Source organism: Brevundimonas sp. (genome assembly GCF_031412435.1).
GTDB lineage: Bacteria > Pseudomonadota > Alphaproteobacteria > Caulobacterales > Caulobacteraceae > Brevundimonas.
On sequence record NZ_JANODA010000026.1, the window covers coordinates 19424 to 41058 of the forward strand.

Sequence of the window (21635 nt, forward strand, 5' to 3'; positions counted from 1 at the left end):
TCTAAGCTGCAAGTATTGTCTTGGGATCGGTGCACGTCGTTCGGTCCGACCCAATGAACGCCAGACGCCTTCATTTCCTCGCTTGGGTAGAGAGGTCGCCTTAACACCCCATGAACGCGCCATAGACCCGCCCGATCTTTTCAGGCGACGGGGTAGGGATATCCCCTATCCGAGCTTAACCATCTATTCAGCGGCGGTCGCCTAACAGCGGGAGGGGCGTCGAGTGAATAGATGCCTGTCCAGATTCACGAGGCTGTCTACCTCCATGGCTTTTCATTGTTGCACGCCTTTCGTGACGTATTCTCGAGATAAGCAAGTGAGCGCGAGACTATGATCAACATGATGTCGACAATGAAGATCCCGCGAAAGTTAAGCCTTTCTTTCGTTCTGGTCTGTGTGTCCGCCGCCATCATGATGGCGGTGTTCTTCGGCACGATCATGATGATCCGCGCGTCCATCAACAGCAACAATCTGACCCGCACGATCGAAGCTCATGCGATGTCTCTGGAGACTTCCATTCTGCGTCAGAACAGCCAGTTCCGCGGATTCCTGGTGACCGGCGACGAAACCTACCTCAAATCCTACTACGAGGGCCAAGAGGAATATGATCGCGTCGTTGTCGAACTGAACGCACTGCTTTCGGACGCGGACAAGCTGGCGCTGGTAGAGAAATCGCGCGTCGCCACCGTGGCCTGGCGCGCGGATTGGGGCGATCGCTTGATCGCCCTGGTGCGTGCGGGACAGCGCGAAGCGGCAGCGCAGGCGGTTCGAGACGCCGGCAAACTGGTCCTGGTGAGCGACGCGGTGCTGCCGTTACGGGAGCTTCGCGAGGGCGAAGCGACGTTGACCGCCGCCAACCTGGAGCGGCAACAGGCCGCCATCCTCACGGCCATCGTCGCTCTGATCGTCGGCGGCATCGCCTTGATCGGCATCGCGATGTTCCTGTCGGCGATGCTGAGTCGAATGATCGCGCGACCCATAACGACGCTGACATCCGCCATGGGGCAACTGGCCAACGGCGACAATGAGATCGTCGTGGACGCCGACCGCGCCGATGAGCTGGGCGACATGGCTCGCGCCGTCATGGTCTTCCGCGATACAGCGTTGGCCAAACTGGAGGCGGACGCCGCGAAGTCTTTGGCAGATCTGGCCAAAACAGCGGCGGAACGCGACAAGGCTGAAGCGGATACCGCGCAGAGAGAGGTGGTCGAGGCTCTGGATACCGCGCTCGAAGCGCTTGCGGCCGGGGACCTTACCCATGTCATCAGCACGCCGTTTGCGCCGGAGTACGAGCGTCTGCGCACGGCGTTCAACGTCGCCGTCCAGGGGCTGGAGGAAAGCCTCGCCGGCGTCGCCGGTTCGGCGCAAAGCGTCCGGCTCGGCGCGACCCAGATCTGCTCGGCGTCGGAACATCTGTCGCAACGGACAGAGGAGCAAGCCTCCACCCTGCAGGACACGACGACGACGACCAATCAGGTCACGGACATGGTGGGAGGCACGGCCCGGAGCGCCGCCGACGCCCGTAACGCGATTACCATGGCCAACGGGGACGCGACCGATGGGCGCGCCATCGTGGATCAGGCGATCTCCGCAATGGATGCGATCAAGGTCGGATCGCAGGAGATCAGCGAGATCATCACCATGATCGACGGCATCGCCCTGCAGACCAACCTTCTGGCGCTCAACGCCGGGGTCGAGGCCGCGCGCGCCGGCGAAACGGGCAGAGGCTTCGCCGTCGTCGCCGGCGAAGTGCGCGAACTGGCCAAGCGCACCGTGGACGCCGCCAAGGAGATCAAACAGCTGATCGTCAAGTCGTCCGAGGAAGTTAAGCTCGGCGTCGACCGTGTCGGCGAGACCGGCGAAATGCTGGCGCGAGTGGTATCCAAGATTGGCGACGCCAACGCTCTCGTCGTCGATATCGCCCACGGGGCTCAGGTCCAGGCGGAAAGCATGAAGCAGGTCAACGGCGCCGTTGCCAGCATGGATCGGACCACCCAGCAGAACGCGGCGATGGCCGAAGAAGCCACTGCGGCCGCACGGATTCTGGCGACCGAAGCCGACGAGCTGGCGACACTGGTCGCTCGCTTCCGCCTCAATTCGACCCGCACGGAGGCCGCCAAAGCAACGCCAGTCCCGCGCGAACGAGCCGCTGCGCCATCCTTCTCTAGGCCGCTGCGCGAAGCGCCGCGAACGGTCGGCGCTCTGGCCCTGAAAGCGGATGTGCTTGAGGACGACTGGCAGGAATTCTAGTCGGGATGCCCACGGCGCGGCGTATGCGCCGACCGTGGCTCCCGACGTCAGAAGCCCGTAGCCGCCGCCGCTTCTAGCGACGTCGTCCGGCTGCAAAAATCTCTACGATCCACCCGTGCCTGCAGTTCCGGCTGGCGCATGCGCGCGCTGGCTCCGGACGAGCGCCGCCCGCTGGTCCGCCGCAGATCGCGCCGGCCCGGAGGGTGGCCTGCGCATGGCGGCGCCTGTAGGTATTTCTACTTAGCCTGGAATACGTATCTATACTTAGGCGATGCTGAAATTCTAACATTTAGACTTTTATGGCAAGTCTCTATTCTGTTTTCACTTAACCAAAAATAATCGTTTCTTGTATAGATGAACTGAAATACCCATTCCGGAGGTTCTCTTGAAATCCCTGTATCTCACCGCCGCGCTGGCGCCCCTTCTTTTTGCGCTGCCGTCTCACGCCCAGACGACGCAGCCTGAAGCCCGGCCGACGGCCTGGGAGGCCAGCCGTGTTCGGGCCAATGACGACATGGTCGCAACGGGCGTTGCGCGGGCACGGGACCGTCTGGACAGCGCCACCTCGACCAGCTCGATCAGCACCAGCGAGATCGTCAAGATCAATCCGACGTCGCTGAGTGATCTGCTGCGCACCGTGCCGGGCATTCGCGCCGAGGCCGGCGCCGGCGAAGGCAACGGCAGCTATACCGTTCGCGGCCTGCCCCTGGTTGGTGGCGGCGCCAAGTATCTGCAGCTGCAGGAAGACGGTCTGCCCGTCCTTCAGTTCGGCGACATCCTGTCGCTGACGCCGGACATTTTCCTGCGCGCCGACTTCAACGTCGGTCAGATCGAGTCGATCCGCGGCGGATCCTCGTCGACCTTCGCCTCCAACGCGCCTGGCGGTGTGATCAACCTGATCTCCAACACCGGTGAGGTCGAAGGGGGTTCGGTCCAGTTCTCGACCGGTCTGAACTATGAGACCTATCGCGCGGACTTTTCGGCCGGTGGTCACCTGAGTGACACCCTGCGGTATCATATCGGCGGCTTCTACCGCGAAGGCGAGGGGCTGCGTGACACCGGCTTCAACGGCAATGGTGGCGGTCAGATCAAGTTCAACGTCACCAAGGAATTCGACGGCGGCTTCCTGCGCCTCGAAGGCAAGTGGCTGGACGATACCTACACGCAGTATGCGATCGTGCCGTTGGCGGTGTCGGGTACGAACGACGATCCGAACTACTCGAGCATCAACAACTTCCCGGTCACCACCAGCACGCTGTACTCCAATGCGTCCGTGGTGTTGCCCTATCTGAACGGCGACAATGAGCTGACGCGCAGCCGGCCGCAGGACGGCACCCATGTGCAGGCGCGGTCCATCGGGTTCCAGAGCCGGTTCAATGTTCTCGGCTGGAACATCGCGCAGCATATGCGGTATTCGGAGCACTCGGGCAGCATCCGGACCAACTATCCGCTGGCGATCCTGCCGGCGACTGCGGCGACGGGGGCCGTGCCGGGCCGTCTCGTCTATGCCGCCGGCCCGCAGACCGGCCAGACCATCACCAACCTGACTGGCCTGAACGGCAACGGTCTGGTGTCGTCCAATATCGTGGCGAACCGCGACATCCAGAGCCTGAACAACTTCGCCAGTGACATTCGCGCCAGCCGCGTGTGGAACGTGGCCAGCGGCGAGCTGACCGGCACCTTCGGCATCTATAACGCCCGTCAGGACGTCGACTTTGATCGCCAGTACATGCCGTATCTCTCGGACGTCGTCGGCGGCGGCAATGTTGCGCCGATCGACATCGTCAACCTGAACGGCACCCCGAGAACCCAGGGCGGAGTCAGTGCCTTCTCCGGGATCGGGGGCGCCAACTCCAGCCAGGAAAACGAGGTCACCTACGACATCTTCGCGCCCTATGCCTCGATGAACTATCGCCAGGGTAAACTGGCGGTCGGCGCTTCGGTGCGCCTTGAGACCGGCAAGGCCGAAGGCTTCTTCTACAACGGTCTGACCACCGACGTCCGGGCCATTGATGCCAACGGCGACGGTGTGATCTCCACCCTCGAGCAGAGATTCTCGACGACACCCCGGGCCGCGCCGGTCGACTACGACTACGACTACGTGTCCTATTCGATCAGCGCCAACTACCGCATCTCCCAGTCGCTCTCGACGTTTGCGCGTTACAGCGAGGGCGGACGGGCCGCCGCGGACAAGATTGTCGGCACCGCAGCCCTGAATCCCGCCGGTGGCCTCGTCAACGACAGTTCGTCCTACGACCCCGTCACCCAGGCGGAAGGCGGCTTCAAGTTCCGTTCGGGCGGTCTGTTCGCCAACCTGACCGGCTTCTGGGCCGAGGTCAGCGAGACGAACACCCAGATCAAGCCCGATGCGACCGGGGCCACCACGATCGTGCTGGTGACGCGCGGTTACTCCGCCTACGGCGCCGAGTTCGAAGGCGGCATCCGCCGGGGTCCGTTCAGCCTGACCGCCGGCGCGACCGCGACCGAGGCTGAAATCCTCGAGGCGGAAGACGCCACCCTGGTCGGTGGTATTCCGCGCCGTCAGCCCAAAGTGATCTTCCAACTGATGCCACAGTACGACACCGACCTGTTCACAATCGGGGCCAGCGTCGTCGGGACGACCAGCAGCTACACCCAGGATACGAACCGGCTGAGAATGCCGGGCTACACCACGGTGAACGCCTTCCTGCAGGTCCGTCCGATCGACCGGGTCGTCGTGTCCCTGAATGCCAACAACCTGTTCGACACCATGGCGATCACGGAAGTCTCGGCCGCCACGATGCCCGCGTCGGGCTTCCTGTTCGCCCAGACGCTGCCGGGTCGTAACATCAGTGCAGCGGTCCGGTTCTACTTCTGACCCGAGACCCGCGACCCGGAACTGAAATCTGGCGCATTCCGATCTGACCTTGTCCGCAAGGTTGGATCGGTCCCCGCCGAACCCGTGCGCTTCCCGCTGCCTGGCCTTCGGCCAGGCAGCGGTTTTCTGACCCGGCGCCGACATCAATGCAGATCGATGTCTGAACTCGACTGCTCACACTGATGGGTGGTGTAAGGTCCGAACGGACGACCCGCTGACCAAAAGTCCGTCTGTCACTGTTGGACGTATGCCAGGCAAGCTCGTCGGATCTCTGGTCACTCTTCGCTTCTGCCGCTTCCGCGCATGGGTTCGCCGATGCCCCCCAAGGCATCGGGCCGCCTCGGAGATGTTGAAGTCGACGTCGACCAGGGTCTCGTGAATACGTTCCCACCCCAAGGTGTTGGTCGAGGCCGCTCGCGCTGGCGAAACCGGCCGGGGTTTCGCCGTCGTCGCCGGCGAAGTCCGTGAACTGGACAAGCGCCCCGGGGACGCCGCCAGGGATATCAACGAGTTGATCGTCAAGTCGTCCGGGGAAGTCAAACTCGGTGTCGACCGCTTCGGCGAGACTGGCGAGATGCTGACGCGTGTGGTGTCCAGGATCGGCCTGCCGGGTGGTCCGATCCATGCTGGCAACGGCGCCATGCCCACAGGGCCTTGATCGACTTTTGCTGGCCGTCTTCAGGCTCCAGGTCGGTGGCTGGACGACGCCAGAAATTGCCAGGGAACGCACGTCTGCATAGGTATGTTTACTTAGTCCGGACTACGTATCAATACTTATAAGTCTGGCCAGATGTTAGATTTAAGCTGTTGTTCGGATCAGATATTCTTTCAGCGCTTAACCAATAATACTCGTTTCAAGCACAATTCAAATGAAAACCCATCCTTGGAGACTCATTTGAAACCCCTGTATCTCACCGCTGCGCTCGCGCCCCTCCTTCTCGGTGCGCCGTCTCATGCCCAGACAGAGCAAGACCCGGCTCGGCAGACCGCCTGGGAAGCCAGCCGCACGCGTGTGAGCGACGATGTCGTGGTCACCGGGGTGGCCCGCGCCAGAGATCGGCTAGACAGCGCCACCTCGACCAGTTCCATGAATGACGTTGAGATTTCCAAGATCGGCGCTGCGTCCATCAGCGAGCTGTTCCGCACTATCCCTGGCATCCGTGCTGAAGCCTCGGGCGGTGACGTCAACGGCAACTATACCATCCGCGGTTTGCCGATGGTCGGTAGCGGCGCAAAGTATCTTCAGTTCCAGGAAGACGGTCTGCCCGTTCTTGAGTTCGGGGACATCTTGGCGCTGACGTCGGATTACTTTATCCGCTATGATTTCAATGTCGGCCAGATCGAGTCGATCCGGGGCGGGTCCGCCTCGACCTTCGCTTCCAATGCGCCAGGCGGGGTGATCAACCTCATCTCCCAAACGGGTGAGGTCGAAGGCGGATCGTTCCAGGTTTCGACCGGTCTGGACTACGATAGCTCGCGCGCCGACTTCAACTACGGCGGCCACCTGACCGACACCTTGCGGTTCAATGTCGGCGGCTTCTACCGTGAAGGCGAAGGTCCTCGCGAGTCCGGTTTCGACGGCAACCACGGCGGCCAGCTGAAATTCAACCTGACCCAGGATTTCGAAGGGGGCTTCTTCCGTCTGGAGGGCAAGTTCCTGGACGATACGGTGATCGGGTACGGGCCCGCGCCGTTGCGTGTCTCGGGGACGAACGACGATCCTGACTATTCGGACGTCGCGAATTTTTCGATCCAGGACGACACCCTGACGTCGCGCAATATCTCGACCTTCCCGCTGCTCGACGGCGACAACAATCTGACCCAGGCGAACCTTCAGGACGGCAACCACGCCGTGGTCCGCTCGCTGGGCTTCCAGACCCGGTTCGACGTCGCGGGTTGGACGATCCAGGAGCATATGCGGTACTCTGACCAGTCGGGCGACCAAACTCTGAACTATGCGCTTGCCATCGTTCCCGCGTCGGTCCTCCCGTTCGCATTCGGCGCACGGCCGGGCACCCTGGCCTATGCGACGGGCCCGCGTCGGGGTGCGCCGATCACCAATCCGGCCACGCTGAACGGCAACGGCCTTGTCACCTTCTCGACCCTGGTCAACACCGACGTTCACAGCCTCGACAACTTCACCAACGATCTGCGCGCCAGCCGCGTCTGGGACATCGGCGGCGGCCAGCTGACGACCACTGCGGGTCTTTACAACGCCGAGCAGGACCTCGTGTACGACCGGCGTTACATTCCCTTCTTCCAGGACGTCGTCGGTGGCGGTGACACCGCGTTGATCGACATCGTCAACACCAACCAGACGCGTCGCACCCAGGACGGGGTGTTCAACTTCTTCGGACCCGCCGGCGCCGGTTCGAACAACCGAACCGATGTCCGTTACAGCGTGACGGCGCCCTACGGCTCGTTCAACTACCGTCATGGGAAGATCGCAGTCGGCGGCTCTGTTCGCTTCGATAGCGGCGACGTCAGCGGCTTCACCGCCGCCAATGGCGCCACCGACGTGCGGACCATCGACGTCGACAACAACGGCGTGATCACCGACGCGGAACGCACCTTCGCCTTCGCCCCGGCCGGCAGCGCCACGCCGGTGGACTACAGCTATGACTACACATCGTACTCTGCCAGCGTGAACTATCGCATCTCCGAGTCCTTCTCGACCTTCGCGCGCTACAGCAGCGGCGGCCGCGCGGCGGCCGACAAGATCCTCCGGTCACCGGCGATCAGTTCGGTCACGGGCGACCTGGTGCAGACCGGCGCCGCCTACGATCCGGTGAAGCAGGCCGAAATCGGCCTGAAGTACAGGACGGACGGCTTGTTCGGGAACGTCACCGGCTTCTGGGCAGAGGTCAACGAGACCAACCAACAGATCCGGCCGGGCGCCAACGGCGTCACTCAACTGCTCCTCGTCACGCGGGGTTATCAAGCGCTGGGCGCCGAGTTCGAGGGCGGGATCCGGCACGGTTCCTTCAGTCTCGCGGCCGGCGCGACCGTCACCAGCGCCGAGATCACCGAAGCCGAAGACCCGGCTCTGGTCGGCAACTCGCCGCGTCGCCAGGCTGACGTGATCTTCCAGTTGATGCCTCAGTATGAGACGAATCTGTTCACGGTCGGCGCGAGCATCGTCGGCACCACCGAAAGCTTCACCCAGGATCAGAACCAGCTCAAACTGCCGGCCTACGCGACTGTGAACGCCTTCTTGCAGGTGCGGCCGATCGACCGGGTCGTTCTGTCACTGAACGCCAGCAATCTGTTCGACGAAATGGCGATCACCGACGTGTCCGCAGACACTCTGCCGGCGGCCGGCGTGGTTCTCGCCCAGACGCTGCCCGGCCGAACCGTCAGCGCGAGCGTGCGCTTCTACTTCTAGCAGCTGTCCACCGGGGGACTTCTAGCGTTGCGGGGTGTCCCCCGCCGACTCTGCCCCTGGCGAGAACGACCACCATCAGATGGCCGGGCCGACAGGCCCAGCCATCTGATGCCGGCGACCAGGGGCGTTTGAGCACCCTCGGGCAACCAGAATGAACCCTAGGGCTCCAGCTCGATGTCCCAGTAGAGGTAGTCGAGCCAGCTCTGGTGCAGGTAGTGCGGCGGGAACCGCCGTCCCGCGTCCTGCAGCTGGAAGGCGTTGGGCCGGTGCGGCGCGCGGCGGATCGGCATGTGCGCCTGTTGCGGCGTCCGCCCGCCTTTCTTCAGGTTACAGGGCGAACAGGCGGCGACGATGTTCTCCCACGTCGTGCGCCCGCCGCGGCTGCGCGGGATGACATGGTCGAACGTCAGCTCGGCCGTGTCGCCGCAATACTGGCAGGTGAAGCCGTCGCGCAGGAAGACGTTGAAGCGAGTGAAGGCCGGGCTGCGGTTCTGGTCGACATAGCTCTTCAGCGCGATCACGCTGGGGATCTGCATCTCCATCGACGGACTGCGCACGACCCGGTCATAGACGGACACTACATCCACGCGCTCTTGATAGACCGCCTTCACCGCCTCTTCCCACGGCCAGAGCGACAGTGGGTAATAGGACAACGGGCGGAAATCGGCGTTCAGCACCAGGGCCGGAAAGCCGGAAGGCGGCTTGTGAAGGACCTGCATCAGACCCTCCCGCTCACGCCGGAAATCGAGGAAATCGGACTGAAGACGTCTCTCCTTCTCTCTAGTGGGGTCAGCCTATCCGTGATTCGTGCGCACCGCCATGACGGGCGTGCAGCGGTTTCATGACGTACCTTTTTTGACGAGGCCGCCGGGGAAGGCCGGCAGGCTCCAGCCCCAGGCCAGGGCCCCCGCCCGGAGACCGAAACCGGCCGGGGCCGCGATCAAGGCGGCCGGCCAGTGGTCCAGACCCAGCTGGCGCGCCACGACATAGAGGGTCGCCGCCAGCAGCGCCGCCGAAATGGTGATCTCCCGCCGCAGCAGGATCGACGGCTGCCCCGCCAGAATGTCGCGCACGATACCGCCGAAACAGGCCGTCAGCGCTCCCATGACGATGCAGATCAGGGGCGGCACGCCGAATGCTTCCGCCTTCGCCGCGCCGAGTACGCCGTAAGCCCCGAGCCCGATCGCATCGAGCCACAGCAGCGCTCGAAACCGCCAGGCCCCCGCCCCGACCAGCCACACCGCCAGAGCGGCCGCCAGACAGACCGCGATGTAGCGCCAGTCCTGGACCCAGAAGACCGGGGCATCGATCAGCAAGTCTCGCAGGGTTCCGCCGCCCACGCCGGTGATGGCGCCGAAGAAGGCGAAGGTGACCAGGTCGTGCTTTTCGCGCGCCGCAGCCAGCGCGCCCGTCGCGGCAAACACGGCGACGCCGGCGAAATCGAGCGCGCCCAGCACCGTTTCCGGATGGGCGAGCGCGGGGCTCAGAATGTTGGGATCGACCAGTGCGTTCACGGCTTTCTTGATTCCCTACCGTCTCGCGCGCGGCGCTCGTCTACTTGAGGGCATGGTCTAACACGATCTGTCCCTTCTTCACCCCGACGTACCAGGCCCAGAGCAGATGAACCGCCACGCCCCGGTGCGGCCGCCACATCTCCGCGCGAGCATAGGCCGCCCTCGTGTCCGGCCGATGCTCCAGCCCGTCGGCCCACTTGATCGCCTCCTGCAAGGCGATGTCGCCGCCGGGAAAGACATCCAGCCGCCCGTCGCAGATCAGCAGATAGGCTTCCGCCGTCCACAGGCCAACGCCCTTCAGCGACACCAGCGCCGCGATCGCCGCCTCGTCGTCGAGCGTCGACAGGTGCTCCAGATCGACCGTCCCATCCAGCTGGGCCCGGGCGATGCCCTGGCCATAGGTCGCCTTCTGACGCGACAGACCCATGCCGCGCAGGCTGTCGAGGTCGTGGGCCAACAGGTTCGCAGGCGTGATCTCTCCCAGCCCCGCCTGCAGCCGCGCCCAGACCGAGGCGGCCGATGCCAGCGACACCTGCTGATCCACGATCATCCGGAACAGGCCGGGAAACCCCCTGTCCCCGACCCTCCAGTCGAACGATGGCGTCTGGGCGTGGGCGCGGGCCAGAGCCGGGTCGATGCGGACCAGTTCCTCGCGCGCGACGGCCAGTTGTTCAGGTGTCAGGGGCATTCCGGTCCAGTCGACAAACGGCGAGCCGAACCCTAGCGTCCGGCCATGCTCAGTCTGGACGATCTTCTGGCCCCGATCACGCCTTCGGTGTTCCACGCCGACTATGACGACCGGAAACCGCTGCATATCCCGGCCGCGCCCGGCGCGCCGAAGCACGCCCTGCTGGACTGGGCCCGGTTCAACGCCCTGCTGGACCAGACCTCGATCTGGACGGCCCACAGCCTGAAGGTCCTGTACAACGGCCAGCGGGTCCCGCCGCCCCGGTACTGCCACGACGCCGCGACCGGATCGGGCGTGGCTAACCGGCCCTCGCCCGCCAAGGTGAAAGTCCTGCTGGCCCAGGGCTCCAGCCTGGTGCTGGATGAGGTGCAGGATCTGGTCCCATCGATCCGCGCCCTGACGCCCGCCCTTGGCCGCGCCTTCGCCGGCCAGGTCAGCGCCAACCTCTACTGCTCTTTCGGCGGCGTGCAGGCCTTCGGAACCCATTTCGACCTGCATCACGTCTTCGCCGTCCAGTGCGAGGGCGAGAAGGTCTGGACCCTCTATTCCAACCGCGCCGACGCCCCGACGACCTTCCCGATCGACTCCGAAGAGACCCGCGCCTGGCTGGCTGCGAACCGGGGCCCGGTCATGACCCAGGTTCGGATGCGACCCGGCGACGTCCTGTATCTTCCGCGCGGCTGGTATCACGACGCACTGGCGACCGAGGGCGCCTCGCTGCACGTCACCTATTCGATCACCCCGGCAGACGGGCGCACCGTCTTCGACGTCCTGAAGCGGCTGACACAGGACGACGCCACCTTCCGCCACTTCCTGCGGCCCGCCGGCGGGCCAGTGCTGAAAGCCCAGCTCGCCGACATGGGCCGCCGTCTGTCCGCCCTCGCCTCCAGCGACCTTTTCGCCGACGAGATCGCCATGGCCCAGGAACGGCTGATCCCGCGCGAACCAGGCTACGTCCTGCCGAACCGCCCGACCCTGACGCTCTACGGTCGGGGCCCAGGTCCCGCCCCCGCCGTCACGGGCCCCGCAGCCGTCGCCCTCGACTGGGCCATGGACCAGCCGCGCCTCGCGCTGGAGGACATGATCGCCCAGTTCGACTTCGTGCCCGAGGCGGACCTCCGCGCCATGATCGACGCCGCCGTCCGCACGGGCGCCCTGGCCCGGCTTTGAACCCGACCGTCGTCGCCCGCGTCCGGTCCAATCGACAAACGGCGGTTCGGACCCTAGCGTTCGCGGCATGTTCCCTGGCGAACCCGTGATGCGCGATCTCGAACAGCTACTCAGCCCCGTACCCGTCGACACCTTCTTCGGCGGCGCGCGCGCACGACCCATCCACATCCCCGCCGGTGATGACGCATCCAAGCGATCGATCCTCGACTGGACGACCTTCAACCGCCTGTTGTCCCAGACCTCGATCTGGACGGCCGCGACCCTGCGCATGGTGCGCGACGGCGAGCCGATTCCCCCCGAGCAGTATTGCGTCCTGGTCGATACCCAGTCCGTTAAGATGATGCGGCCCTCCCCCGCCAAAATCGAGGTCCATCTGGCCGGCGGCGCCAGTCTGGTCGCCAACGACGTCCAGCGTCTGACTCCTGCGATCGCCGAACTGTGCGACGCGCTCAGTCAGACCTTCGCCGGTCTGGTCGCGGCCAACGCCTATTGTTCCTTCGGCGGGATCCAGGCCTTCCGGACCCACTACGACCTGCACGACGTCTTCGCGATCCAGACCGAAGGCGAGAAGGTTTGGCGGCTCTATGCCAATCGCGCCGACGATCCGGTCGAGCCGCCGCCCCACCCCGACCCTCGCGACTTCTATGCAGCCACGCGCGGGCCTCTGATGCAGGAGGTCCGGATGCGGCCGGGCGACGTCCTCTACCTGCCGCGCGGCTGGTATCACGACGCCCTGGCGACCGAAGGCGCGTCGCTGCATCTGACCCTGTCGGTCGCGCCGCTGTATGGCCGGATCCTGTTCCCGCTTCTGGAGCAGGCGGCGATGCAGGACCCGTCCTTCCGGGCCTGGTTGCCGCCCGCTGGCGCCGGCGGCGGCGCGGCCCTTTCCGGCCAGCTCACCCAACTGATGAAGCGACTGACCGACATCGCCCTGTCGCCCTTCTTCCGCGACGAGATCGCCATGGCCCAGGCACGTCTGACACCGCGCCCCGCGACCTACGCCCTGCCTGAGCGCAAGGCGCTGACCGCATTTCGGCCGACGGGTCTGATGGGGCCCCGCTTCGAGGGCCCCGCAGCGATGGCTATGAACTGGGCCCTGTCCCAGCAACAGTTCGTGCTCGAGGACATGATCGCCCAGTTCGATTTCGTCCCGGAGCCGGCCCTGCGCGACGCCGTCGCCCTGGCCGAGGCGACCGGGGCGGTCAAACGTCTCTAGGCGCATGACCTTCGTCACCCGTTTCGCGCCGTCGCCGACAGGCCGGCTCCACCGCGGCCACGCCTTTGCCGCCCTGACCGCCTGGACGGCGGCGAAGGCGGCGGGCGGGCGTTTCCTGCTGCGGATCGAGGACACCGACTTCACCCGCTGCCGCCCGGAATACGAGGAGGCGATCCTCGACGATCTCGCCTGGCTCGGTCTCGACTGGGAGCACCCCGTCCGCCGTCAATCAGAGCATCGCGCCGACTACGACGCCGCACTGGACCGCCTGCGGGACATGGGACTCCTCTACCGCTGCTTCCGCACGCGCAAGGAGCTGATGGCCCTGGCCGGAATGGCGCCTCACGCCGACGACCCGACCGACGCCGAGGCCTTCGCCGGCGGCCCCCTCTCCGACGATGAAGAGGCCGCAAGGCTGGCGTCCGGCCAACCCTTCGCCTGGCGTATTTCGCTCGCCGCCGCGCGCGACCGGCTGGGCGACTTCCATCACCTGACCTGGATCGAAGAGGCCGCCGATCCCGGCATCAGGACCGCCACGCCCGGGGAGCTCGGCGACATGGTCCTCGGGCGAAAGGACATCGGGGCCGGCTATGTCATCGCCTCGGTCGTGGACGATGCGCTGCAGGGCGTGACCCATGTCGTCCGGGGCGAGGACCTGATCGAAACCACCTCGGTCCAGCGCCTGCTCCAGGCCCTGCTCGACCTGCCCACTCCGAGCTACCGCCACCACCCCCTTCTGCTCGGCCCCGACGGCAAGCGCTACGCCAAGCGGGACGGGTCGGTGACACTGGCGGCGTTGCGCGACGCCGGGGTGGCGCCGGAGGTGTTGCGGGCGGAGCTTGGGTTCTGATCCCTCTCCCTCTGGGAGAGGGGAAGGGCTATGCGATCCCCATGCCCGCCGCCTCCCCCTCCCGCCTGATCCCGCTCCTCGTCGTGCTGGCCTCCGCCAGCATCCTCGGCCTCGCGCCGATCCTCGTGCGCCTGACCGAGACCGGCCCGGCCGCCGCCGGGTTCTGGCGGCTGCTGTTCGCCATGCCCCTGCTGCTCATCCTCGTCGGTCGTCCCGGCGGCGAAGGCTTCGGACGGCCATCGAAATGGATGCTGCTGGCGGGCCTGTTCTTCGCCTTCGACCTCAGCTTCTGGCACTACGGCATCGTCATGACCTCGGTCGCCAATGCGACGGTGCTGTGCAACCTGACGCCCGTCGTCGTCACCCTGGTCGGCTGGTTCTTCTTCAAGGAGCGGCCGGCGCGGCTGTTCATCCTGGCCCTGGCGCTCGCGATGGGCGGCGCCTTCGCCATGGCGGCGGGCGCCGCGCCGGGTCAGGGGACCAACCCGATCCTCGGCGACATCTTCTCCCTGTCCGTGGCCCTCTGGTACTCGGGTTATTTCCTGACGGTGAAACAGGCGCGAACCACGGCGGGCGCTCTCAGGATCACCTTCTGGGCCACGGCGGCAGGCATCCCGATCATGGCGGCGGCGGCGCTTCTTCTGGGCGAGGACATGATCCCCGCGACGGCCGCCGGCTGGGCCGCCTGCATCGGCATGGGCGTCATGCATGTGGCGGGACAGGGCGGCGTCGCCTGGGCCCTGGGCAAGCTCCCGGCCTCGATCACCGCCGTGACCATCCTGATCCAGCCGATCGTGGCGGCGGCCCTCGGCTGGGTCATCTTCGGCGAGACCCTCTCTCCGGTTCAGGCCCTCGGCGGCGCCCTCGTCCTGGCCGCCATCGTCCTCGCCCAGTGGTCGACCCGGGCCAGAAGCAAAACGGGCGCGGCTCCCGAAGGAACCGCGCCCGCCTGAGTATCGCTTCAGCGACCTCGATCCCTGTGGATCAGAGGAGCTTCAGGTCCACGGCCGAGGTCTTGCCGCGCTGGGATTCCAGCTCGTAGGACACCTTGGCGTTCTCATCGAGGCCCGTCAGGCCAGCCTTCTGCACGGCGGTGATGTGAACAAACACATCGGCGCCGCCGCTTTCCGGCTGGATGAAGCCGAAGCCTTTCGTGGGGTTGAACCACTTGACCGTACCGGTCGCCATTGTTGCGTCTCCATAAACGCGCTTTTCCAGGCGGACGCCCTGTCGAGGGGGTCCGACAATCCATCTGGACAGCTCGTTCAGGCGAAGGAGCGAAACGCAGGTTTGGACCCCACGCGAAATCCGGATTGCGCAGGTGTTTTCTCTCAGCAGCCAGGCCCGGTCAACCGGAAACGATTCGTGCGTCAGGCGAGCGTCTACGGAAGGAAATTACGCGCAGAGCCCGCGCGCCGCCCCGTCGAGGTGAATATGATCCTTGTGCGCATCATTGTAGTCGGGCGTCAGGACCGTCGAGAACACCCGGCAGGCCCCGTCCCGCAGGCGTCGCAACAGGCCGGAACCCTCTGTTCCGTTCGGACCTTGCCCGTCCCAGTCGGCCTGGACCGACACCGTCCGGCCATCCGCCAGGGTCACCGAGGCGACGTCCAGAGCGTTGGCACGCGCGTGCTCGCTCGGCCGATCGGAGGTCTCCGTCGAGCCATAGATCCGGCGACAGGAATAGGTCCCGTAGTTGTTCACCGCGATGGCGCGGGAGCCATAGGTCGCCTCCGCCGCCGGCTGCAGAACCTGTCGATCCCAGATGACGTAGCGCACCGCCAGCGGGCACTGCATTGTCAGGCCGCCGGGCCTCAGCGGCGTTACGGCGCCGCCTGTGATGGTCACCGCGCCGCGCACCTGACAGAAGCCGCCGTCGTCCTTGTCGTCGGCCCGCCGGACCTCGACGCCCGCGTCACGCAGCGTCTGGATGCAGGCGTCGGTCACGCCCTGAACTTCTTCCGGCGGGGCGGAGAACGAGACCTGGAAATCGGCGACCTTGGCCTCCGTCGCCTGACCCAGGGGCTGGTTGAGATCCAGCGGCTTCCACGGCAGGTCCTGCGGCGGGACGAAGGCGTTCATCAGCGCGAAGGCCGCGCAGACGCCCAGCGCCAGCTCCCACATCAGGTTCCAGAAATCGGCGAAATCACGCTTCATGCCCCATCAACATGACGGGGCCGAAGGCGATCCACCAGACCGTTTGGATCAGATCGACTGAATGAGGCCGGGGATGAGGGTCTGACAGGCCGGCCTGCCCCGCTGCGCGTCGTTCGAAACGGCCACGAAGGCCTTGCCGATACCGGGGGCGACCCAGGTCGAGGCGTACCACATCGTGTTGGACCCATCGTGGGTCAGACACACGCCCTGCGCCCACGGCTGACCCGGCGGGACGATCCAGCCTCCGGCATAGGGCGGCTGGCCCTCGCCGACCGGCTGCATCAGCACCGCCAGCGTTTCCGGCGTGAGCCAGCCGGCCCCGTCGTTCAGGAACACCCGCAGGAAGCGGCCGTAGTCCTGCAAGCTCATGTGCACGGTGCCTGCGGGCCCCAGCGCCGCCGGGTTGTCGGTCACCGGACCCGTCGGATCGATGCCCTGACCTCCGCCGTGGCCCCAGGGCTGGTCCCCTGCAGGCGCGCCAAAGCCGCCGGTGGTGATGCCCAACGGACCGAACAGTTCGGTCCGCATCGCATCCTCCCAGGACGCGCCCGTGATGCGCTCGATGATGGCGCCGATCAGGATGTAGTTGCTGTTGGCGTAGCCGAAGGTTCCCGGCGTTCCGGCCGGTCGCGAGGCCAGCATCCTCAGGCCCAGGGCCCGTCTCTGGTCCGTCAACGACGCCGGATCGGCCCGGGCCGTCATCAACCAGGCCTGTCCGAGCGCCGTGGCGTCCGACAGGCCCGCGCGATGGGTCATGACCTGCTTGACCGGCACGTCCTTCCAGACCGCGTCCATTGTCATGTCCGGCAGAGCCTCGCCCAAAGTCGCCATCCAGGACGCCTGACCCTTGTCGACCAACCGCCCGTAGAGAGCCGCCGTCATCGCCTTGGTGTTCGACCCCAGGTGCCACAGGTCGTTCGCCGTGGCGGGCGCGCCGCCGACGTGCCTCACACCCTTCGCGCCGGTCCAGATCGCGCCGTCCCGTCCCACCACCATGCCGCCGAGGGCAGGCGTCTCCGCGCCGTCGAACACGGCCTGAAGGGCGGCGTCGAAACCGGCCGTGTCGCGGGCGCTCGCGCTGGACGCGCCGGTCAAGGCGGCCGCTGTCGCGGCGGCCATCATCTGTCTGCGGGTCATCATCATGCGCGAGAGACTAGTTTCGGTCTCTCGACGCGCCAGTGAATAAAACGCAACGTGGTGGTTCACGGAGACGAGACGCATGGCCAGGACCAAGGACTACGACAAGATGCTGGAGGCCTTGCAGGTGGAGCTCGTCGACACCCAGCACTGGGCCATCGAACAGGGGCTGAAGATCGTCGTCGTTTTCGAGGGCCGCGACACCGCAGGCAAGGACGGAGCGATCAAGCGCATCGTCGAATACGCCTCGCCCCGCCAGACCCGCATCGTCGCCCTGCCCAAGCCGACCGAGCGGGAATCCACCCAGTGGTATTTTCAGCGTTATGTCTCCCATCTGCCGGCGGCCGGCGAACTGGTTCTGCTGAACCGGTCCTGGTACAACCGTGCGGGGGTCGAGCCCGTCATGGAATTCTGCACGGCGCGCGAGCACGAGCATTTCCTCAATGACGCGCCGCGTTTCGAGCGGTCGCTGACCGGCTCCGGCATCATCCTGATCAAGCTGTGGCTCGACATCTCGAAGGACGAACAGGCCCGGCGGCTGGAGGAGCGGATGCGGGACCCGTTGAAGAAGTTCAAGGTCTCGTCCCTCGACGCCGAGGCCCAGATTCGCTGGGACGCCTATACCGCCGCCCGCGACCGCATGCTGGCCGAGACCCACCACCGCGACGCGCCGTGGACGATCATTGCAACCGACGACAAGAAGACCGCGCGCCTGAACATCATCCGTCACATCCTGCACCGCCTCGATCGTCCGGGCGCTAAGATCGGTCACGTGGACAAGGCTGTCGTGTTCGACGCCTCCCACATCAAGGGACGGCTGAACGCCTGACGACGGATTCCCACGTGCGCGCCGTTGATGGTCAGGGGGGTGTGGAGGATCAGCTCATGACCATCTCCCGCCGGTCGGCCGTGCTGGCCGTTGTCGCCTCTGTCGTCGCCGCAGGCCCCGCCTTCGCCCAGGTTGAACGGGGGCGATGGCGACAACGTCGCCATCGCCCGGCGAACGGCGCTTCCGGGATGCCGCATGTCCGCACCCCGGTCGGCCCGGACCCGCTTCAGTTCTACGATCTGTATGGCGGGGAGGCCGATGGGTCGATCCTGGCCTTCATCCACGGCGGCGGCTGGTCGCGCGGCGACGCGACCATGGTCCACGCCCTGCCCGACTACGCCCGGCGCCACGGTCTGAGCCTGGCCTCGATCAGCTATCGCCTTGTCCCCGATGTGACCCCGCGCGAGCAGGCGCAGGACGTGGCCGCCGCGGTCGCCCATCTGCGCCGGCATTTTCCGGGACGACGGATCGTCCTGCTGGGCCATTCGGCCGGGGCGCATCTGGCCGCGCTCGTCGGCGTCGATGCGGCCTATCTGGACGCCGTCGGCCTGGCGCCCGCCGATCTGGCCGGGGTCATCCTGCTGGACGGCGCGGGCTATGATGCGACCGGCGACCGGGGAGGCGGCTTCTCGGGCCGGGTGCTGAACCGGCTCTATGCGGACGCGTTCGGCGACCAGGCCGCCGCCCTATCGCCGACCCTGCTGGTCCGGGCGGGCCGGGCCTATCCGCCCTTCCTGATCTTCCACATCGAAAGTCGCGCCGACTCGCGCGACCAGAGCCAGGGCCTTGCGGAGGCCTTGCGCGCCGCCGGGGGCCATGCCGAGGTCGTGGTCGCACCCGCCGACAGCCACCGCGACATCAATGTCGAGTTCGGCGTCGCGGGCGATGCGGAGGGTGAACGCGCAGCCCGCTTCATCGCGGGCGGTTGAGGAGAACAGCCGTGGCGGCTCAGTTGGGCGTGGGCTGGTACGGAGTGGGAGGAGCAGGCTCGCCTGCGGCCGCAGCCTCATTGGCTCTCTGCGTCGCAGAGGTCGCGGCGTCGATCGCTGCAGCAGGTTCGGGCGCCGTCCGGGTCGTTTCGGCCGACAGCTTTTCTTCGGGCTCCGGAGCTTTCGCCGCCTCTTCTTTTTTGGGGGCAGGCTGGGGTTGAACCACAGGCGCAGGCTCTTCCTCGACGATCGGCACAGCCTCGATGAAATCCAGCTCGGCGGCCGGCGTCCCCGCCTCTCCGACGGCCGGCGCCTGTTGCCCGCACGCGGCCAGAAGACCTGAAAGGACACCCACGATGACGATGCGCTGCATGATGACGCTCCCCGAAACCGGAGACATGCCGCCGGTCGCGGGGAAGCTCCTCCATTCTCTGAAGCTGATCAAGCCGCTCTGACAGATCGCCGCGCGACGCCTATATTCGACGGGATGACCGTGGAGACCCCCGCCCCTGATTCGACACCCCTTGTCGCCGCCGACCTGATCCGCGACGAGGCCCGGCGCGCGCCCGACAAGCCGGGCGTCTATCGCATGTACGGCGAGGACGGGACCTGCCTCTATGTCGGCAAGGCGCGCTCGATCAAGAAGCGCATCCTGCAGTACGCCCAGGGCCGGTTCCACACCCAGCGCATCGGGCTGATGGTCTCCCTGACCCGGTCGATGGAGCTGGTGGTCACGGCCTCGGAGACCGAGGCCCTTCTGCTCGAATCCAACTTCATCAAGAAGCTGAAGCCGCGCTTCAACGTCGTGCTGCGCGACGACAAGTCCTTCGCCGAACTGATGATCAGGAAGGACCACCGCGCGCCCCAGGTCCGCAAGCATCGCGGCGCCCACACCACCGACGGCGACTATTTCGGCCCCTTCGCCTCGACCTGGGCGGTCAACCGGACGCTCAACACCCTGCAGAAGGCCTTCCTGCTCCGGTCCTGTTCGGACAGCGTGTACGAGACCCGCACCCGGCCCTGCATGCTGCACCAGATCAAGCGATGCTCCGCCCCCTGCACCGGCCTGATCAGCCTGGAGGACTACGGCGACCTGGTCGAGGAGGCGTCCCTGTTCCTGCGGGGCAAGTCGCGCGCCGTCATCGGCCGCCTGTCGCAGGAGATGACCACGGCTGCGGAGGCCATGGACTTCGAACAGGCCGCGCGCGTCCGCGACCGCATCCGGGCCCTGTCCGCCATCACCATGGAGAACTCCGTCAGCGCCGACAGCGTGGCCGAGGCCGACGTCTTCGCCCTGTTTAGCGAGGGCGGTCAGGCCTGCGTCCAGGTCTTCTTCTATCGCGGCGGACAGAACTGGGGCGGCCGGGCCTATTTCCCTCGCGTGGACAAGTCCGACACCGATGCCGAGATCCTGTCCGCCTTCCTCGGCCAGTTCTACGAGGACAAGCCGGTCGCCCGGCTGATCCTGTCCAACATCGTCCCCTTCGAGAAGGAACTGCTGGAAGAGGCCTTCTCGATGAAGGCGAAGGAGGCGGACGGCCGCCGTGTCGTCTCGATCGAACGGCCGATGCGCGGCGACAAGAAGTCGCTCGTCGACCACGCCCACACCAATGCCCGCGAGGCGCTCGGTCGCAAGATGGCCGAGGGTTCGGCCCAGGGCAAAATCCTCGCCGAGGTTTGCGAAGCCTTCGGTCTGGACGGGACGCCCGAGCGGATCGAGGTCTACGACAACGCCCACATCCAGGGCACCAATGCTGTCGGCGGCATGATCGTCGCGGGCCCCGAGGGCTTCCAGAAGTCCCAGTACCGCAAGTTCAACATCCGCGGCACGGACCTGACCCCCGGCGACGACTACGGAATGATGCGCGAGGTCATGCGGCGTCGCTTCAGCCGCCTGGTCAAGGACGAAGAGGAAGGGGCCGAGGAGGTGGTTCGGCCCGACCTGCTGCTGATCGACGGCGGCGCCGGCCAGCTGGCCGAGGTCCAGGCGGTGCTGGCCGACCTGGGTCTGGATGACATCCTGGCCGTGGGCGTGGCCAAGGGGCCGGACCGCGACGCGGGGATGGAGCGGTTCTTCGTGCCCGGCAAACCGCCCTTCATGCTGCCGCTGAAATCGCCGGCCCTCTACTACATCCAGCGTCTGCGCGACGAGGCCCACCGGTTCGCGAACGGCGCCCACCGTACCCGCCGCTCGATGGACATCAAGAAGAACCCGCTCGACGAAATCGAGGGCGTCGGCCCCGGCCGCAAGAAGGCCCTGCTGCACGCTTTCGGCTCCGCCAAGGGCGTCGGCCGCGCCGCCGTCGTCGATCTGGAAAAGGTCGAGGGCATCAACCGGGCGCTGGCCGAACGCATTCATGGTTTCTTCCGTCGCCCCTCCTGACGACGTCACACCTGGAGACCGCGCAACGGTTGGTGGTGCGGGTCAAAACCACTCTCATATGATCGCACCTCCTATACGGCAAAGCTTGAATAGAACGATCGCGGTCCAGGGTCGCCTTGCAGGATCGCGTGATCTGGCGTCAGTATTGTCTGTTTCGTCGCGACCATGACTTGATGTGGGAAAGCATTAACCGCCTCGTCCTAGGGTTGCCGGCTGGGGTAGGGCTTGTTGAGTATGATTACGCTTCCGACATCCGACTGTGAGACCCGA

Annotated in this window: 18 protein-coding genes; 11 read left to right on the forward strand and 7 right to left on the reverse strand. The window is 65.9% G+C overall.

From position 1 onward, the window contains the following. The first annotated feature begins 330 nt into the window (after window positions 1–330). The 4 genes from RMO01_RS05210 to RMO01_RS05230 all read left to right on the forward strand — a co-directional run bounded on the left by RMO01_RS05210 (window position 331) and on the right by RMO01_RS05230 (window position 8492). The gene (locus RMO01_RS05210) at window positions 331–2250 is read left to right on the forward strand and encodes a methyl-accepting chemotaxis protein (protein ID WP_309627982.1); all 1920 of its coding nucleotides are present in this window, start codon (window positions 331–333) and stop codon (window positions 2248–2250) included. Between the two features lie 385 nt (window positions 2251–2635). Continuing rightward, on the forward strand, window positions 2636–5107 hold the full coding sequence (locus RMO01_RS05215) for a TonB-dependent receptor domain-containing protein (protein WP_309627983.1): 2472 nt from the start codon (window positions 2636–2638) through the stop codon (window positions 5105–5107). A 397-nt stretch (window positions 5108–5504) separates the two neighbouring features. Next, on the forward strand, window positions 5505–5765 hold the full coding sequence (locus tag RMO01_RS05225) for a methyl-accepting chemotaxis protein (protein WP_309627984.1): 261 nt from the start codon (window positions 5505–5507) through the stop codon (window positions 5763–5765). A gap of 354 nt (window positions 5766–6119) precedes the next feature. Beyond that, window positions 6120–8492, forward strand: coding sequence for a TonB-dependent receptor domain-containing protein (locus RMO01_RS05230; protein WP_309627985.1), 2373 nt, complete (start codon window positions 6120–6122; stop codon window positions 8490–8492). A gap of 158 nt (window positions 8493–8650) precedes the next feature. Here RMO01_RS05230 and RMO01_RS05235 read toward each other — a convergent pair whose 3' ends face one another. From RMO01_RS05235 to RMO01_RS05245, 3 genes are all read right to left on the reverse strand, one after another. Beyond that, window positions 8651–9211, reverse strand: a complete 561-nt coding sequence (locus RMO01_RS05235) for an HNH endonuclease (protein ID WP_309627986.1) — start codon at window positions 9209–9211, stop codon at window positions 8651–8653. 120 nt (window positions 9212–9331) lie between these two features. After that, on the reverse strand, window positions 9332–10006 hold the full coding sequence (locus RMO01_RS05240) for a trimeric intracellular cation channel family protein (protein WP_409013049.1): 675 nt from the start codon (window positions 10004–10006) through the stop codon (window positions 9332–9334). A gap of 40 nt (window positions 10007–10046) precedes the next feature. Further along, complete coding sequence (locus RMO01_RS05245) at window positions 10047–10694, reverse strand: DNA-3-methyladenine glycosylase 2 family protein (RefSeq protein WP_309627987.1); 648 nt, start codon at window positions 10692–10694, stop codon at window positions 10047–10049. A gap of 45 nt (window positions 10695–10739) precedes the next feature. On the opposite strand from RMO01_RS05245, the gene RMO01_RS05250 reads away from it, so the two are divergent. The 4 genes from RMO01_RS05250 (at window position 10740) to RMO01_RS05265 (ending at window position 14883) form a co-directional block, all read left to right on the forward strand. After that, window positions 10740–11864: a JmjC domain-containing protein gene (locus RMO01_RS05250; protein WP_309627988.1), complete on the forward strand. Its 1125-nt coding sequence runs from the start codon at window positions 10740–10742 to the stop codon at window positions 11862–11864. An 88-nt stretch (window positions 11865–11952) separates the two neighbouring features. Continuing rightward, a complete protein-coding gene (locus RMO01_RS05255) occupies window positions 11953–13080 on the forward strand; it encodes a JmjC domain-containing protein (protein WP_309627989.1) in 1128 nt (375 codons plus the stop codon). Between the two features lie 4 nt (window positions 13081–13084). Continuing rightward, the gene (gluQRS, locus tag RMO01_RS05260) at window positions 13085–13930 is read left to right on the forward strand and encodes a tRNA glutamyl-Q(34) synthetase GluQRS (protein ID WP_309627990.1); all 846 of its coding nucleotides are present in this window, start codon (window positions 13085–13087) and stop codon (window positions 13928–13930) included. Window positions 13931–13971: 41 nt separating this feature from the next. Next, window positions 13972–14883, forward strand: coding sequence for a DMT family transporter (locus RMO01_RS05265; RefSeq protein WP_309627991.1), 912 nt, complete (start codon window positions 13972–13974; stop codon window positions 14881–14883). A 31-nt stretch (window positions 14884–14914) separates the two neighbouring features. On the opposite strand, the gene RMO01_RS05270 is transcribed toward RMO01_RS05265, so the two are convergent. From RMO01_RS05270 to RMO01_RS05280, 3 genes are all read right to left on the reverse strand, one after another. Beyond that, complete coding sequence (locus RMO01_RS05270) at window positions 14915–15118, reverse strand: cold-shock protein (RefSeq protein ID WP_077356590.1); 204 nt, start codon at window positions 15116–15118, stop codon at window positions 14915–14917. A 207-nt stretch (window positions 15119–15325) separates the two neighbouring features. Next, the gene (locus RMO01_RS05275; protein WP_309627992.1) at window positions 15326–16087 is read right to left on the reverse strand and encodes an extensin family protein; all 762 of its coding nucleotides are present in this window, start codon (window positions 16085–16087) and stop codon (window positions 15326–15328) included. A gap of 48 nt (window positions 16088–16135) precedes the next feature. Next, on the reverse strand, window positions 16136–17224 hold the full coding sequence (locus tag RMO01_RS05280) for a serine hydrolase domain-containing protein (RefSeq protein WP_309627993.1): 1089 nt from the start codon (window positions 17222–17224) through the stop codon (window positions 16136–16138). 82 nt (window positions 17225–17306) lie between these two features. Here RMO01_RS05280 and ppk2 point away from each other — a divergent pair, with 82 nt between their 5' ends. After that, complete coding sequence (gene ppk2, locus RMO01_RS05285) at window positions 17307–18053, forward strand: polyphosphate kinase 2 (RefSeq protein ID WP_309627994.1); 747 nt, start codon at window positions 17307–17309, stop codon at window positions 18051–18053. A 56-nt stretch (window positions 18054–18109) separates the two neighbouring features. Beyond that, window positions 18110–18982, forward strand: a complete 873-nt coding sequence (locus RMO01_RS05290; RefSeq protein WP_309627995.1) for an alpha/beta hydrolase — start codon at window positions 18110–18112, stop codon at window positions 18980–18982. Window positions 18983–19001: 19 nt separating this feature from the next. Here RMO01_RS05290 and RMO01_RS05295 read toward each other — a convergent pair whose 3' ends face one another. After that, entirely contained in the window at window positions 19002–19355 is a 354-nt protein-coding gene (locus tag RMO01_RS05295) for a hypothetical protein (RefSeq protein ID WP_309627996.1), read from the reverse strand. A gap of 114 nt (window positions 19356–19469) precedes the next feature. Here RMO01_RS05295 and uvrC point away from each other — a divergent pair, with 114 nt between their 5' ends. After that, window positions 19470–21365: an excinuclease ABC subunit UvrC gene (gene uvrC / locus RMO01_RS05300; RefSeq protein ID WP_309627997.1), complete on the forward strand. Its 1896-nt coding sequence runs from the start codon at window positions 19470–19472 to the stop codon at window positions 21363–21365. The last annotated feature ends 270 nt before the right edge of the window (window positions 21366–21635 follow it).